Here is a 14,346-nt window from a genome sequence, read left to right on the forward strand (position 1 = left end):
CATGAACCCGTCAGCGCTTACTCGCCTTCGCCACCACCTCGTCGAGCAATTGCAGGTCCACGGGCTTCACCAGATGCCCGTCGAAGCCCGCCTGCGCCGAACGTTCCTTGTCGCCTTCCTGACCGAAGCCCGTCATCGCGACGATCATCGCGCGTCCGACGAGCCGTTGCGAGCGTAGCGAGCGCAGCACCGCGAAGCCGTCGATATCCGGCAAAGCCAGATCGAGCAGGATCAGCGCGGGCGGAAAATGCCGGATGACGTCGATACCTTCCGTGCCGTGATAAGCAATGCGCACCTCGTGCCCCTTCATCTGCAGCAGCATGGCGAGGCTGTCGGCGGAATCGACGTTGTCATCGATCACGACGATACGCAATGTCCCCGATGCGGCCGGCGCTGCCAGCAAACCGGCAATGGGCACATCGTCGGCGGGCGCGTAGGGCAATCGCACGGTGAACGTGCTGCCGCGACCGGTGCCATCGCTCGCGGCGGAGATGGTGCCGCCGTGCATTTCGACGATGGAACGGCACAACGTGAGACCAATGCCGAGCCCGGCTTCGCCTGGGTTCAGGTAATGATCTTCCTGTACGAAGAGATCGAAGATAGCCGTCAAACCCTTCTGCGAAATGCCACGGCCGCGGTCGGACACTTTCAGCAGCAAGGCGTTGCGCTCGCGTTCCACGCAGATGTGGATGCTGCTGCCGTGCGGCGAAAACTTCGATGCGTTGTTGAGCAGATTCTGCACGACCTGAACGAGCCGCGTGCCATCGCCCAAGACGACGATAGGCTCGTGCGGCAATTCGGTGGTGATGCTCTGCGCGCGGTCGTCGGTGAAAGGGCGCACGAGTTCCATGCTGCGTTCGACGATCTCGGTCACGCCCACGCGCGCCATGCGCAGTTCGATCTTGCCGGTGGTGATACGGCCCATGTCCAGCAGATCGTCGACCAGTCGGCCGAGATGCGAAGTCTGTCTATCGATGATGTCGCGGCACGAAGCGAGTCTCGGCGAGATATCCGCTTCCATCTGCATGACGCCGACGGCATTGCGCACGGGCGCGAGCGGATTGCGCAACTCGTGCGCGAGCGTGGCGAGAAACTCGCTGATGCGTCGCGACGATACTTCGAGTTGCTCCAGTCGCTTTCGTTCGCTCATGTCGCGCGTGACCTGGGAGAAGCCACGCAGCGTCCGGTGCTCGTCATACACCGCCGTGATCACCACGTTCGCCCAGAAAAGCGACCCGTCCTTGCGCACGCGCCAGCCCTCGGTCTCGATGCGCCCCATGCGAATGGTGGTCTGCAATTGCAACGCGGGCACGTTCGCGGCGATGTCCTCGGGCGAATAGAAGAGGGAGAAGTGCTTGCCGAGAATCTCCGCCGGCAGATATCCCTTGATACGCACCGCGCCCATGTTCCAGCTTTCGATCTCGCCTTCCGGGCTCAACATGCAAATGGCGTAGTCGCTCACGCTTTCGACGAGCAGGCGGAAGCGTTCTTCGGAAAGCCGCAGCTTGGTTTCCTCCGCGCGCTTCGCGGTGAGATCGCGTGTGTACTTTGCATAGCCGATGATCTCGCCACGCGTGTCGCGCGCCGCCGTGATGACGACATTGGCCCAGAAACGCGTGCCGTCCTTGCGAACACGCCAGCCTTCGTCCTCGAAACGGCCGGTGGCATACGCCTCCTTCAGCTCGTATTCGGGCCAGCCCCGTGCCACGGAATCCGCCGTATAGAAACGCGACAGATGCTGACCGATGATCTCGTGCGCCTCGTAGCCCTTGATTTTGCGCGCGCCCGTGTTCCAGGTGGTAATGCAGCCATTAAGGTCGAGCATGAAGATCGCGCAATCTTCGATGGCATCGACAAGCGTGTGATAGCGCTCGTCTTCGATAGTCGAGTCATTCGGCTTGTCGGACGCCGGTTCCGCTGGCCTGGCAGTGCGCAAGGTAGTCATGGTTCTGATGGGCGGCGCTCAGGTTGAGAAGTTGCAAACGCAACGACCGCGATGTGTTCGAAAATCCGCGTTCGTCATGCAGCGGTGTTTTCGACACATGAAAACGCCGCGTGCGCGCCAGCAGTTTAACCCTTCGTGTGCTGCTTCCGCTTCTTGTCGGGATTTCGTCCACCCAATATTATCCGCGCTTTAGAGGGGATTTCAGCACGGGCGTGCGCGCTTAGACTGCAGGCACATTTCAGGAGGCCGCGCGACCGTCAGGCAGTGAGAGAAGGCCCGTGAAGTGATTTCGGTAACCCTTCATGGAGCATTCACATGACTCGCAAACTCGGCATCATCTTTCTCATCGCGGCGTCGCTTGCCGCTTCTTATGCGCTCGCCAGGGGATTCGGCACGGCTTCGCGGCAATGCGTTACCGTGCAGATGATCGCATCGGACGACGCACCCGCGGACAACGGCAATAGCGCGGGTACATCGCCCAAGGACAAGGAGGACAGTCCGCTCACTCGTGCACAGGACTGAGCACGGTCTCGCGCCGTGGGCTGATCTTCACGGCGGGCATGAAGAGCATGGAGACGACCGCGCCGAGCGCGACGAAGAACATCGCGGTGAAAGTCAAATGCAGCGCATGGTGCAGTGCAAGGCGGATCTCGTTATTGCTTGCGAAGTCGCCCGGCACGCTCGTCAACAAACGCTTCAACTGATCCGCGTGGACGGCGGGCATGCCGGTCACATGCGTTAGACCGTAGTTCTGCACCGCGCCGAACACCGCCGCGCCGAGCGTGTTGCCGAGATTGCGCGCAAAGAGATTGGATGCCGTCGCGCTGCCGCGTTCGTGCGGCTTCACGATCTCCTGAATCAGGATGAGGCACGAGACGCTCGTCACGCCCATGCCGAAGCCGACGACCGCCGAGCCGATTCCCGCCCACACCGGACTCATGTCCGGGTTGAGGAACACGAACGGCAGCGAGCCAAGCGGAATGAAGAACGCGCCGCCGATCAAAAGCCGCCTCAGGCCGATGCGCGCGAACGTCCGCGAGGTGAACGTGGCGCCGCTTGGCCAGCCGACCATCATCATGGTGAGCGTGAAGCCGGCTTCGACCGGTGAGCGATGCATCACGCCCTGCACGTACATCGGCAGGAAAGTGGTAAGGCCCATCATCGCCATGCCGGCGAGCAGGGTCGCCGCGTTGCCCGCTGCAATCGGGCGATGTGCCCAGAGGCCGAAGTTGATCATCGGGTCGGCGGCGCGGCGTTCCTGCCAAACGAAGAGGCACGCGCTCGCAATCAGCACCGCCACTTCCACGGCTACCCGCGTGTTGCTGGCGTGGCCGGCATCGGTCAGAGCCATCATCAGCGCGGCGACGGCGGCGGTGAAAAAGAACGCGCCAGCGAAGTCGATCGACGGGCGGCCGTGGCGTTTCTCTTCGTGCAGGAACATGACGAACAGCAGCGCGGCGAGAAAGCCGATCGGCACGTTGATCCAGAAGATCCACGCCCACGAGAACTGCCGGATGAGCAGACCACCGACCATGGGTCCGAGCACGGCCGATACCGCCCACACGCTTGCCAAATAGCCCTGCACCTTGCCGCGTTCATGCGCCGGGTAAAGGTCGCCGACGATAGTCAGCACCACCGGCAAAATGGCGCCCGCGCCCACGCCTTGCAGCAAGCGGAACACGATCATTGCGGGCATCGACCAGGCAAAGCCCGCGAGCACCGAGCCGATCAAAAAGATGGCGATGCCCACGAGCACCGCGGGCTTGCGTCCATAAAGGTCGGCGAGCTTGCCGAACACCACGGTGAGCGCGGTCTGCGTGAGCAGAAACGACGAGAAAACCCAGCTGTAGAGATCGAGACCGCCGAGTTGCGTGGCGATTTGCGGCATCGCGGTGGAGACGATGGTGGCCTCGATCGCGACCATTGCCATCGACGCCATCACGGCGGCAATGACGAGCGGACGAACGGTTTGTCTGGCTTGTGGCATGCGTTTCCATGAAAGGAATGGCGCCGCCACGCGAGGCGGATACGGCGCGCGGCAACAGGCGGGCTTACACGAAGAAGGCGATACGGCCAAGGCGAAGCTGCATCAGCCGTTGTGCGGCGGGGCGGCATCGCCTATGAACTCGATGATGAAGCGGTCGACTGCAATGGTAGCGCCTGCTGAAAAAGCCTGCTCGCTTCGCCCGACTCTTCGTCCTCATTTTTCTCTAACTATCGGGGTATACGCTGGGTTCGTGGACAGAAGGTGGGTTCACATCCTCGTTCTCCTCAGCTTCGAGCGTCGGCTCCGACCCGGACCGGCGCTTCTTTTTTAGCACGTCGATGCCAGAACCCCGCGCCGAAAGATCGAAAAGTCCGAAGCCGCCGAAAGCCGCTAGTAGAATCGAGACGCCAGCCGGTCCGCGTCTTTTCATCTCGATGCGTCTTCACATGATCAAATCGCTGAGAAATCAACTGGTCGTCGCGCTCGGGCTGCTCGTCAGCGCGGTGGGCTTGCTGCAGGGCATCAGCTCGTATCATCTTTGCCGGACCGGCATGGACGCACTGCTCGACATGCGCCTCGAACAAGTGGCGACCCGCATGCGCGACGGTTTCGCCGAAGGCATTCCGCAGAATCCCGCGCGCGGCACGCAGGACGATCGCGATGTCGTGGTCGTCGTGTGGAAGCCGGACGAAGCCACGCCGTTTCGCACGACCGATCCTTCTCTGCGCTTTCCGCGCGATGCAACCGCGGGCTTCGGCAGCTATCAGGTCAACGACGAATCGTGGCGCGTCTTCACGCGTCAGGACCCGACCATGACCATTCAAGTGGCGCAGCGCAACGCCGTGCGCCGCGAACTCACGCGGGAAGCCGCGACGCAGACGCTCTGGCCCATCGTCGTGCTGTTGCCGCTCGTGTGGATCGCGGTCGCGCTCGTAGTGAGCCGCTCGCTGCGCAGGCTCAAACGCCTTGGCGCGAAAGTGCAGGGCATCGATACCGCCAATCTCGAACCGTTGCCCACCTCCGGCGTGCCCGCCGAAATCGCGCCCTTCATCCATTCGATCAACACGATGATCGAGCGCCTCGCGCAATCCATCGAGTCGGAACGCAAGTTCATCGCCGATGCCGCGCATGAACTGCGCACGCCGCTCACGGCCCTGCAATTGCAGGCCGATAATCTCGCGCCGCACATCGCGCCGGGCAATCAGGAGCGTTTTCGCGAGTTGCGACGCGGCATTGGACGCGCGGGCAGCCTCATCACGCAGCTTCTGCGCATGGCGCGCGCCGATGCCCCGATGGGCGCGACGCCGCTCACGCGGGTGAATATCGCCACGGTCGTAACGAGCGCCGTGGCCGATGTCCTGCCGATTGCGCTGCAACGCGGCCTCGATATCGGCGCCGAAGAGATGGTCGAGGCCCACGTGCGCGCGGTGGAAACGGATATCGGCATGGCGGTGAAGAATCTCGTTTCGAACGCGGTGCGCTATACGCCGGATGGCGGCACCATCGACTTGCGTATGCGGCGCGAGCGCGACATGGTATGGGTCGATGTCGTCGATACGGGGCCGGGGATCGCGGAAACACTGTTGCCGCGCGTATTCGACCGCTTCTTCAGGGCTAACCCTGATATCGAGGGTAGCGGGCTCGGCTTGTCTATCGTGAAGGCGATCGCGCAGCGCTACGGTGGCGATGTGTCACTTCGGAATCGCGATGACGGGCGGTCGGGCATCGTCGCTTCGATTGGCTTTCCGGTCGAGGAAAGCGGCGTGGCTACCGAGGCAAACGCCGCGACAGCCACCGCTTAAAAGGAATGGCCGCGCTGTTTTGTGCCTATTACAATGGGATCGCGTGCTGCGCGCGGGTGATGACCGCGTCAGCTTGGTCGCGTCAATGCGGTGTGCGGACCCAACATGCGAATCCTACTGATCGAAGACGACGTACAGATCGGCACCAGCCTGATGCGCGCCCTCAAGGACGTCGATTACGCCGTGGACTGGGTGCGCGACGGCCAGGCGGGCCGCGAGGCCATGGACGCCGCTGAATACACGGTAGTACTGCTCGATCTCGGCTTGCCCGGCATGTCCGGCCTCGAAGTGTTGCGTGGTGCGCGCACGGCGGGCAACGCGACGCCGGTGCTGATCCTCACGGCTCGCGACGACCTCGACACGCGCGTGCAAGGGCTCGACCTCGGCGCGGACGACTACCTCCTCAAGCCCTTCGACACGCCCGAACTGCTGGCCCGCATCCGCGCGGTGCTGCGCAGAAAGGCGGGTTATGCCACCTCGCGTCTCGGCGACGAATCGATCAATCTCAACCTCGACCAGCGCACGCTTACGTGCGGCGAGACATCCGGCGTGCTATCGGCGAAGGAATTCGCGCTGATGCACGCACTCATGGAGCGGCCCGGCACCATCTTTTCGCGCGATCAACTCGAAGACCGGCTTTACGGCTGGGGCAAGGAAGTCGAAAGCAACGCTGTCGACGTGATCATCCATTCGGTGCGCAAAAAGTTCGGCGCAGCGGTGATCCGCAACGTGCGCGGCCTCGGCTGGACCGTGATGCTGGGACAGGCGGGACGCGACGAAGCGAAGTGAGGGCGTGTCACGCGTAAGGGTCGTCGGGGCGACGCGGGATCGATCCGCAGAAGGTCATGCTGTACGCGTGGTCGCTTTCCTCGACCTGACGCATGCGGCGCTCGAGTTCGGCGTGATCGCCCGACGAGGCAAAGTAGTCGTCGTGCGAATGGTCGTCGGTGGCGGAAAAGAATCTGGAAAGACGTTCGAACATGATGCGCTCCTTAGGCGGACGGTTGGCGACGGCCTGCGTTCGGTATTCAGTATGGCTCGTCGATGGAAACCAGAATAAGGCGCGCGAATTAGCGTTGAATGATGGCTCGCACATGCAGTCGCCAGCACAGAGTTGAGCCTGCGAAACATGTACGCCAGCGCACGCGAATGGGCTGCCGCGTCGCACCATCGCGTGGTATCTTCTTTCACACAGGTTTCACACAAGGATGGATGTACAGCAGCGCGTTTGCCCTTTCCGTCGAACGTCTCTCGTGAACGCCGCCATGAACGAAGTGCCTCGTACTCTCAGTGCCCGCGACCGTGTCGAACTGCTTTGCTGGCTGACGTGCGGCAGCCTCGGTGCGTACTATCTCAACGGCGACTGGCCCGCGCCGTCATTCCATGTCGAAGCCGCGCGCAAGTGGCTCGACCGGCATCAGCGCGAAGCCGACTGGCTTGCTATCGCCAAACTCTCTGCCATTGCACGCGATCTTGCGGCGCGACATTGCGCCATCCTCGAATCCGACTGGGCGCGGGAAGCGGTCGAAGAGATTTTGGACAGCGAAGACCTCAACTTCAATTCGGGCGTGGTGCGACCCATTCTGGAGGATTGCCGCCGGGCGTTGGCGGAGAAGCGGGTTCCGGAGTAGACCGATTTGCGTAGGCGAGTCGTGAGGGCGGTCGCGCCGCCAACCGCAGGCCGCTAGCGCCACGTGCTCTATCTAGCCAAATATAGGAAAGTATAAGGTAGTCAAGATATACTTCGCTATATATTGTTATAGAGTCATAGTCATGGATCCGGTTCGGAACCCATTTGCGCCCGGCGCCGGTAGCCAGCCGCCCGAACTCGCTGGGCGTGAAGCAATCATCGAGGACGCACGTATCGCCATTGAACGCGCGGTGCTCTGTAAGCCCAGCCGTTCGCAAATGTTTCTGGGCTTACGCGGCGTAGGCAAGACCGTGCTGCTCAACGCAGTCGAAGCGCTCGCTAATCAGCGTGGCCACGTCACTTCCATGATCGAGGCGCCCGAGAACAAATCGTTGGGTGAGCAACTGCTGCCACGCATGCATCAAGTGCTTCGAAAACTGTCCGTCGCCGCCAATGCCAAGGCGAAGACTTACGACGCGCTGCGAGCGTTGAGGTCGTTTGCCTCCGCATTCAAGTTGGAATATGGCGATGTCTCGATCGCGGTGGATCCCGAAGTAGGAGTCGCGGACAGCGGCGACCTCGAGAATGATCTTCCAGAACTGTTCGTGCGTATCGGCGAGGCCGCTAAAGCTGCCGGTAAAGCCTGGACGCTCCTGATCGATGAAGTCCAGTACCTAAGCGAAAAAGACCTAGCCGCTCTCATCGTGTCATTGCACAAGATCAACCAGGCGCGCTTGCCCGTGCTGTTTTTCGGCGCCGGCTTGCCACAGGTTGCGGCCCTGTCGGGACAAGCCAAATCGTATGCGGAGCGGCTATTTCACTACCCGGAGGTCGGTGCTCTGCCTGAGGACGATGCCAAGGCAGCGATCCGTCAACCAGTGAACGACGAAGGCGCCGTTATCGACGATGCTGCTCTGAAAGAGATTTTCCTCAAGACGAGAGGCTATCCCTACTTTCTGCAGGAGTGGGGCCATCAGTCCTGGAACCTCGCCGTCGGCGACACGATTACCGTAAGCGACGCAAGGCGCGCCGAGTCGACAACGCTCAAGCGTCTGGACGAAGGGTTCTTCAAAGTTCGCTTCGATCGCCTGGCGCCCAAGGAACGCGAATACGTCATTGCCATGGCGAAATTAGGCAGTGGCCCTTATCGTTCGTCCGACGTTGCGGACGCGCTCGGCGAAACCCCGCAGAGTCTCGGTCCTCGCCGCGCGCAGATCATCAACAAAGGCATGATCTACAGTCCGTCCCATGGTGATATCGCGTTCACCGTGCCGATGTTCAATGACTACCTGATTCGCAATTTAAGCATTCTTGGCTGACCGGGCTGCGGATTTGCGCCGAGCGCCGCTAGGGACATAAGGCAGACTAGCGCGAATCACTGTATGAATGTACAGTATGCGCATTTCCTGCGTTCTTCGCGCCTGCGCATGTTCAGCCACGTCCTTCGCACGTCGTCGTCTTCCGGCCTTGTCGGCACGCGTCCGTTCTAGGCAATGGACACGCCCGCCACGCCCACGCCTCGCCGTATCGCGCATCTGGACATGGATGCGTTCTTCGCCTCCGTCGAATTGCTGCGCTATCCCGAACTGCGCGGTCAGCCGGTGGTGGTCGGCGGCGGACGCAATGCCATTCCCGAGACGCTGGCCGACGGCACGCGCCGTTTCAGAAAACTGCGTGATTACGCGGGGCGCGGTGTCGTCACCACCTCCACTTACGAAGCGCGCAAGTTCGGCGTGTTCTCGGCCATGGGCATGATGAAGGCCGCGCAACTCGCGCCCGACGCCATTCTTCTGCCCACGGATTTCGAGTCGTATCGCCATTACTCGCGGCTCTTCAAGACAGCCGTCGCGGCGTTCACGTCGCAGATAGAGAATCGCGGCATCGACGAGATTTATATCGACGTGACGGACATGACGGGCGATTCCGCGAGCATCGGCCGGCGCATGAAGGACGCGGTGCACGAAGCCACCGGGCTTACGTGCTCGATCTGCATCGCGCCGAACAAGCTGCTGGCGAAGATCGGCTCGGAGCTCGACAAGCCCGACGGCCTGACCATCCTGACGATGGACGATCTCCCCACACGCATCTGGCCGCTCGCGGCGCGCAAGGTGAATGGCATCGGGCCCAAGGCGAGCGAAAGGCTGGCGGCGCTCGGTATCGAGACGGTGGGTGACATTGCCGCCGCCGACCTGGGATTTCTGCAGACGCATTTTGGCGGCACTTACGCCGCATGGCTCGCGCGTATCGCGCAGGGACAGGACGATCGGCCCGTGGTCGTGAGTTCGCAGCCGAAGTCGATGAGCCGTGAGACCACGTTCGAGCGCGATCTGCATCCGAAGAACGACCGCGCGAAGCTCTCCGAGGCGTTCACGGGGCTGTGCAAGAAAGTCGCCGACGACCTACAGCGCAAAGGTTACGTAGGCCGCACGGTCGGCATCAAGCTGCGTTTCGACGACTTCCGCACGCTCACGCGTGATCTGACCATTCCCGTTTCCACCGACGACCCCGTCGAGATTCGCCGCGCCGCTACCGAATGCGTGAAGCGCATTACGCTGGATCGACGGCTGCGGTTGCTCGGCGTGCGCGTGAGCGCGTTGAGCGTGCGCGGGGAGGACGGCGGCTTCATCGAACCGATTCAAGTGGAACTGCCGTTCGACTGAGGCGTTAAGCGCCAAAGGGAATAAGCAAATCGCGGATCGTTCGTTGGCGGCACGGCTGCGACGAAGTAGATTGGCTGTCTTTGCGCCGTTCAAGAACATCGTGACGACCCTCGCACCGACCCTCGAAAGTTCGCCCCAAGCCGCCGATCGATCCATCGACGAATCCATTCAAATTCGCGCCTTCGACGCGCCGCTCGGCGCCGAGGTCATCGGGCTCGATCTGAGCAAGCCGCTCTCGCAAGCCGATTTCGCGCGCATTCATCGCGCGCATCTCGATCATCACGTGCTCGTGTTTCGCGACCAGCGCATCACGCCGGAACAGCAGGTCACGTTCAGCAAGCGCTTCGGGCCGCTGCAAATTCACGTGCTCAAGCAGTTCGCGCTCGCCGGGCATCCGGAAGTGCTGATCGTTTCCAACGTGCTCGAAAACGGCAAGCCGATCGGTCTCGGCGATGCCGGGCACTTCTGGCACTCGGACCTCTCGTACAAGGAAACGCCGAGTCTCGGCTCACTGCTGCATGCGCAGGAGTTGCCGAAAGTTGGCGGCGATACGCTGTTTTCGAATCAGCATCTTGCGTGGGATACGTTGCCCGAGCATCTGCGTCGCGCAGTCGAAGGACGCCGCGCGGAGCATACCTATCTTGCCAAATACGCCGAGTTGCAGAAACGCAGTCCGTGGCGCCCGAACCTGACGCCCGAGCAAATCGCGCAGGTCAAACCGGTGGTGCATCCCATTGTGCGGACGCATCCGGAGAACGGGCGTCGCGCGCTTTTCGTGAGCGAGCACTTCACCACGCGCATCATCGACATGCCGGAAGACGAGAGCCGCGCGCTCCTCGACGAAATCTTCGCGCATAGCGTGAAGCCGGAGTTTCTTTACCGCCACGAGTGGCGCAATCACGACATGGTGTTCTGGGACAACCGCTCGGTCATGCACTTGGCCGCCGGCACGCCCGACGACGAACGCCGCAAGCTGTATCGCACGACCATTGAAGGCGACGCGCCGTTCTGAGCGCTTATTTCACGGGGTTTTCTCACATGCATTCTCGTTTCGGGAAGCGTTCGTTGCGCGCGCTCGCCGCCGCGCTCGTCGTCTCGTTGGGCTGTTCGGCGACCGCGCAGGCGGAAGGCACGTTGCGCGTGGCCGAGCAATTCGGCGTGGTTTATCTGCTGCTCAACGTGGCGCGCGATCAGAAGTTCATCGAGCAGGAAGGCAAGAAGCAAGGCGTCGATATCAAGGTCGATTGGGCCAAGCTCTCGGGTGGCGCGAGCATCAACGACGCGTTGTTGTCCGGCTCCGTGGATATCGCGGCGGCAGGCGTCGGTCCGTTGCTCACGATCTGGGATCGCACGCACGGCAAGCAGAACGTGAAGGGCGTGGCGTCGCTTGGCAATCTGCCGTATTACCTCGTATCGAACGATCCGCGCGTGAAGACCATCGCCGATTTCAGCGATAAAGATCGAATAGCGGTGCCGGCCGTGGGCGTCTCGGTGCAGTCGCGCATTCTGCAATTCGCGTCGGCCAAGCAATGGGGCGACAAGCAGTACGATCGCCTCGACAAGCTCACGCAAGCGGTGCCGCATCCGGACGCGGCGGCGGCCATCATCGCGGGCGGCACGGAAATCAACGCGCACTTTGGCAATCCGCCGTTCCAGCAGCAGGAACTCGCGGGCAATCCGAAAGCGCATATCGTGCTCAACTCGTATGACGTGCTGGGTGGGCCGAGTTCGGCCACCGTGCTCTATGCAACGGAGAAGTTCCGCAATGAGAACCCGAAGACGTATCGCGCTTTCGTCGATGGCCTCAACGATGCGGCGCGCTTCGTCACCGCTAATCCCGAGAAGGCGGCCGACATCTATTTGCGCGTGAACAACGCGAAGCTCGACCGTGATCTGCTCCTCAAGGTCATCAAGGACCCTGCGGTGCAGTTCAAGGTCCAGCCGCAGAACACCTTTCCGCTTGCGCAGTTCATGCATCGCGTGGGCGCGATCAAGAACGATCCCAAATCGTGGAAAGACTACTTTTTCGACGATCCCGTGACGCGCGGCGGCAGTTGATATTGAGTTGATATCGCGCTGACTGCTTTCCATATTCGCAAAGATTGGTTAGGCGAACGTGCCGCCATGACTATGCTTGAGGATTGCATTCAGGCATAAGATCATGGCGGCGAATCCCCAAGCCATTTATCCGCGCGAACCCCAGCCCGAAGCCGGGACGAGCGACAAGCTGCTGTCGGCCAGAAACGTTTCTCTCGAATACCGCACGCCCGAAAGGCTCGTGCGGGCCACGCACGATGTCAGCTTCGACGTCTACGGCGCCGACCGCTTCGTGCTGCTCGGCCCTTCGGGCTGCGGCAAATCCACCTTGCTGAAGGCCGTCGCGGGCTTTATCGAACCGGTGTCGGGCAGTATCGAAATTGCCGGTGAGCGCGTGAAGGGGCCGGGCGCGGATCGTATCGTCGTGTTCCAGGAATTCGATCAGTTGCCGCCGTGGAAGACGGTGCTGCAAAACGTCGCGTTTCCGCTGCGCGTCGCGCGCAAGCTCAGTCGCGCCGAGGCACGCGAACGCGCGCTCCATTATCTCGACAAGGTGGGCTTGTCGCGTTTCGCGGATGCCTATCCCCATACGCTCTCGGGCGGCATGAAGCAACGTGTGGCGATTGCACGCGCGCTTGCCATGCAGCCGCGCATTCTGCTGATGGACGAGCCCTTCGCCGCACTCGATGCACTTACGCGCCGCCGCATGCAGGAAGAGTTGCTGCGCCTGTGGAGCGATGAGCGCTTCACACTCATGTTCGTCACGCATTCGATCGAAGAGGCGTTGATCGTCGGCAATCGCATCTTGTTACTGACGCCGCATCCGGGACGCGTGCGCGCCGAACTGAATAGCCATCAATATACGCAGGAGAGTCTGGGTCGCGGGGAGTTTCAGCAAAGCGTCGCGCGCATTCATCGCTTGCTGTTCGAAGAGGAGGCCGCGCAATGAGCACGCCGCATCTCGCCGCACCGCCGGTACGCCCGGAATATGAAGTGGAGCCCGCCGCGCCCGCGGACATTCAGTATCAAAGCGAAGTCAAACTGCCGCTCGCGCGGCGGATCGCGGACACGTCGTGGCTGCGCAAGACGCTGATTGCGCTGGTGCTCATCGGCATTTGGGAAATCGCCGCGCGCTTCGTCGATAACGATCTTTTACTGCCGACGTTCAGCGCAACGGCCGTTGCGTTCGTGCAGGGGATCATCTCGGGCGAGCTCATCGACAAGGTTGCCATTTCAATGTCGGTGCTGTTGCGCGGTTATTTGCTCGGCGCGGCGCTCGCGTTCGTCTTGACGTCGCTTGCGGTCTCGACGCGCATCGGCCGGGATATCTTGTCGATGCTCACGGCAATGTTCAATCCGTTGCCGTCCATCGCGCTGTTACCGCTGGCGTTGTTGTGGTTCGGCCTTGGCACGGGCAGCTTGTTGTTCGTGCTGGTGCATTCGGTCTTGTGGCCGCTTGCGCTCAACACCTATTCGGGTTTTCAGGCGGTGCCTTCGACTTTGCGCATGACAGGCCGCAATTACGGGCTGACGGGCTTGCGTCACGTGGTGCTGATTCTCGTGCCTGCCGCGTTGCCGTCGATTCTTGCCGGCTTGCGAGTGGGCTGGGCATTCGCGTGGCGGACCTTGATTGCAGCGGAGCTTGTCTTCGGCGCGAGTTCAGGAAAGGGCGGGCTTGGCTGGTACATCTTTCAGAATCGCAACGAGCTTTACACGGATCGCGTGTTCGCGGGACTTGCAGCGGTGATCGTGATCGGTCTTGCTGTCGAGCATCTCGTGTTCGATACGGTCGAGCGTGTCACCGTGCGCCGCTGGGGCGTGCAGAATTAATCGGACTCGTGCATTTCAATGTCGGCCCCGCATGGCGCAGCCAGCGGGGCCGATTTGTCTTTAAAGCTTGGCCAACCCATGCTCGCGTGCCGGCATGAAGGCGCGCACCAGGATATAAATTCCGGCGATGCCAACCAGCACATAGACGATCCGCGATAGCGGCGAGGCCACGCCGAAGATCGCCGCCACGAGATCGAGCTGCAGCAGTCCAACCAGCCCCCAATTCAACGCACCGATGATGACAAGCGCGCCAGCGACCCAATCGATTGGGCTACGGTGAACGCGAACGGTTCCTTTCGATGAAACAGTAGACATTTTTGGTGATCCTAATGAATTACGAGGGAAAAAAGAGCCGCAATCGAGCGGCTCTTTTCGTTCCGGTTCCGCACCGCATTAGCCGCAGAACCGGCGGTTACTACTTAATGCAGCTTAGTTCGAGGTTGCTGCCGTTGCCA

14 protein-coding genes are annotated in these 14,346 nt (G+C 61.5%); 10 read left to right on the top strand and 4 right to left on the bottom strand.

Annotated features, from left to right (window positions below; translation table 11 throughout):
• Positions 1 to 10: 10 nt before the first annotated feature.
• Positions 11 to 1,945 (bottom strand): PAS domain S-box protein, encoded by a 1,935-nt coding sequence (locus P9250_RS16480; RefSeq protein ID WP_250467513.1) that lies wholly within the window; start codon positions 1,943 to 1,945, stop codon positions 11 to 13.
• A gap of 315 nt (positions 1,946 to 2,260) precedes the next feature.
• Between P9250_RS16480 and P9250_RS16485 the strand changes: the two genes are divergently transcribed.
• Positions 2,261 to 2,467, top strand: coding sequence for a hypothetical protein (locus tag P9250_RS16485; RefSeq protein WP_244828766.1), 207 nt, complete (start codon positions 2,261 to 2,263; stop codon positions 2,465 to 2,467).
• Here the strand turns inward: P9250_RS16485 and P9250_RS16490 are convergent.
• Positions 2,448 to 3,932: an MDR family MFS transporter gene (locus P9250_RS16490; RefSeq protein WP_250493715.1), complete on the bottom strand. Its 1,485-nt coding sequence runs from the start codon at positions 3,930 to 3,932 to the stop codon at positions 2,448 to 2,450. The genes P9250_RS16485 and P9250_RS16490 overlap by 20 nt on opposite strands.
• Positions 3,933 to 4,378: 446 nt before the next feature.
• Here P9250_RS16490 and P9250_RS16495 point away from each other — a divergent pair, with 446 nt between their 5' ends.
• A complete protein-coding gene (locus tag P9250_RS16495) occupies positions 4,379 to 5,734 on the top strand; it encodes a HAMP domain-containing sensor histidine kinase (RefSeq protein WP_244828764.1) in 1,356 nt (451 codons plus the stop codon).
• Positions 5,735 to 5,839: 105 nt separating this feature from the next.
• Entirely contained in the window at positions 5,840 to 6,523 is a 684-nt protein-coding gene (locus P9250_RS16500) for a response regulator transcription factor (RefSeq protein WP_244828763.1), read from the top strand.
• Positions 6,524 to 6,530: 7 nt separating this feature from the next.
• Here the strand turns inward: P9250_RS16500 and P9250_RS16505 are convergent, their stop codons facing one another.
• Complete coding sequence (locus tag P9250_RS16505) at positions 6,531 to 6,716, bottom strand: transcriptional regulator (RefSeq protein ID WP_244828762.1); 186 nt, start codon at positions 6,714 to 6,716, stop codon at positions 6,531 to 6,533.
• Between the two features lie 283 nt (positions 6,717 to 6,999).
• Between P9250_RS16505 and P9250_RS16510 the strand changes: the two genes are divergently transcribed.
• The 7 genes from P9250_RS16510 (at position 7,000) to P9250_RS16540 (ending at position 13,891) form a co-directional block, all read left to right on the top strand.
• Positions 7,000 to 7,365: a hypothetical protein gene (locus tag P9250_RS16510; RefSeq protein WP_250467509.1), complete on the top strand. Its 366-nt coding sequence runs from the start codon at positions 7,000 to 7,002 to the stop codon at positions 7,363 to 7,365.
• Between the two features lie 142 nt (positions 7,366 to 7,507).
• Complete coding sequence (locus P9250_RS16515) at positions 7,508 to 8,683, top strand: ATP-binding protein (protein ID WP_310394114.1); 1,176 nt, start codon at positions 7,508 to 7,510, stop codon at positions 8,681 to 8,683.
• Between the two features lie 174 nt (positions 8,684 to 8,857).
• On the top strand, positions 8,858 to 10,024 hold the full coding sequence (gene dinB / locus P9250_RS16520) for a DNA polymerase IV (RefSeq protein WP_250467507.1): 1,167 nt from the start codon (positions 8,858 to 8,860) through the stop codon (positions 10,022 to 10,024).
• A gap of 154 nt (positions 10,025 to 10,178) precedes the next feature.
• The gene (locus P9250_RS16525) at positions 10,179 to 11,036 is read left to right on the top strand and encodes a TauD/TfdA family dioxygenase (RefSeq protein ID WP_244829726.1); all 858 of its coding nucleotides are present in this window, start codon (positions 10,179 to 10,181) and stop codon (positions 11,034 to 11,036) included.
• Positions 11,037 to 11,062: 26 nt separating this feature from the next.
• Positions 11,063 to 12,082 carry an ABC transporter substrate-binding protein gene (locus tag P9250_RS16530; RefSeq protein WP_309959777.1) on the top strand — a complete coding sequence of 340 codons (1,020 nt, stop codon included), beginning with the start codon at positions 11,063 to 11,065 and terminating at the stop codon, positions 12,080 to 12,082.
• A gap of 103 nt (positions 12,083 to 12,185) precedes the next feature.
• Entirely contained in the window at positions 12,186 to 13,010 is an 825-nt protein-coding gene (locus tag P9250_RS16535; protein WP_250526995.1) for an ABC transporter ATP-binding protein, read from the top strand.
• A complete protein-coding gene (locus P9250_RS16540) occupies positions 13,007 to 13,891 on the top strand; it encodes an ABC transporter permease (RefSeq protein WP_250510376.1) in 885 nt (294 codons plus the stop codon). The genes P9250_RS16535 and P9250_RS16540 overlap by 4 nt, the downstream gene beginning before the upstream one ends.
• A 60-nt stretch (positions 13,892 to 13,951) precedes the next feature.
• Here P9250_RS16540 and P9250_RS16545 read toward each other — a convergent pair whose 3' ends face one another.
• Positions 13,952 to 14,206 carry a DUF378 domain-containing protein gene (locus P9250_RS16545; protein WP_310394117.1) on the bottom strand — a complete coding sequence of 85 codons (255 nt, stop codon included), beginning with the start codon at positions 14,204 to 14,206 and terminating at the stop codon, positions 13,952 to 13,954.
• Positions 14,207 to 14,346: the final 140 nt, after the last annotated feature.

Origin of the sequence: Caballeronia sp. LP006 (assembly GCF_031450995.1) — a bacterium.
Lineage (GTDB): Bacteria > Pseudomonadota > Gammaproteobacteria > Burkholderiales > Burkholderiaceae > Caballeronia.

Bases quoted from the DNA above. Each gene is read 5' to 3' on its own strand.
- P9250_RS16510 (WP_250467509.1), top strand. From the start codon at position 7,000: ATGAACGAAGTGCCTCGTACTCTCAGTGCCCGCGACCGTGTCGAACTG.
- P9250_RS16480 (WP_250467513.1), bottom strand. From the start codon at position 1,945: ATGACTACCTTGCGCACTGCCAGGCCAGCGGAACCGGCGTCCGACAAG.
- dinB (WP_250467507.1), top strand. From the start codon at position 8,858: ATGGACACGCCCGCCACGCCCACGCCTCGCCGTATCGCGCATCTGGAC.
- P9250_RS16535 (WP_250526995.1), top strand. From the start codon at position 12,186: ATGGCGGCGAATCCCCAAGCCATTTATCCGCGCGAACCCCAGCCCGAA.
- P9250_RS16540 (WP_250510376.1), top strand. From the start codon at position 13,007: ATGAGCACGCCGCATCTCGCCGCACCGCCGGTACGCCCGGAATATGAA.
- P9250_RS16545 (WP_310394117.1), bottom strand. From the start codon at position 14,206: ATGTCTACTGTTTCATCGAAAGGAACCGTTCGCGTTCACCGTAGCCCA.
- P9250_RS16515 (WP_310394114.1), top strand. From the start codon at position 7,508: ATGGATCCGGTTCGGAACCCATTTGCGCCCGGCGCCGGTAGCCAGCCG.
- P9250_RS16530 (WP_309959777.1), top strand. From the start codon at position 11,063: ATGCATTCTCGTTTCGGGAAGCGTTCGTTGCGCGCGCTCGCCGCCGCG.
- P9250_RS16495 (WP_244828764.1), top strand. From the start codon at position 4,379: ATGATCAAATCGCTGAGAAATCAACTGGTCGTCGCGCTCGGGCTGCTC.
- P9250_RS16490 (WP_250493715.1), bottom strand. From the start codon at position 3,932: ATGCCACAAGCCAGACAAACCGTTCGTCCGCTCGTCATTGCCGCCGTG.
- P9250_RS16500 (WP_244828763.1), top strand. From the start codon at position 5,840: ATGCGAATCCTACTGATCGAAGACGACGTACAGATCGGCACCAGCCTG.
- P9250_RS16505 (WP_244828762.1), bottom strand. From the start codon at position 6,716: ATGTTCGAACGTCTTTCCAGATTCTTTTCCGCCACCGACGACCATTCG.
- P9250_RS16485 (WP_244828766.1), top strand. From the start codon at position 2,261: ATGACTCGCAAACTCGGCATCATCTTTCTCATCGCGGCGTCGCTTGCC.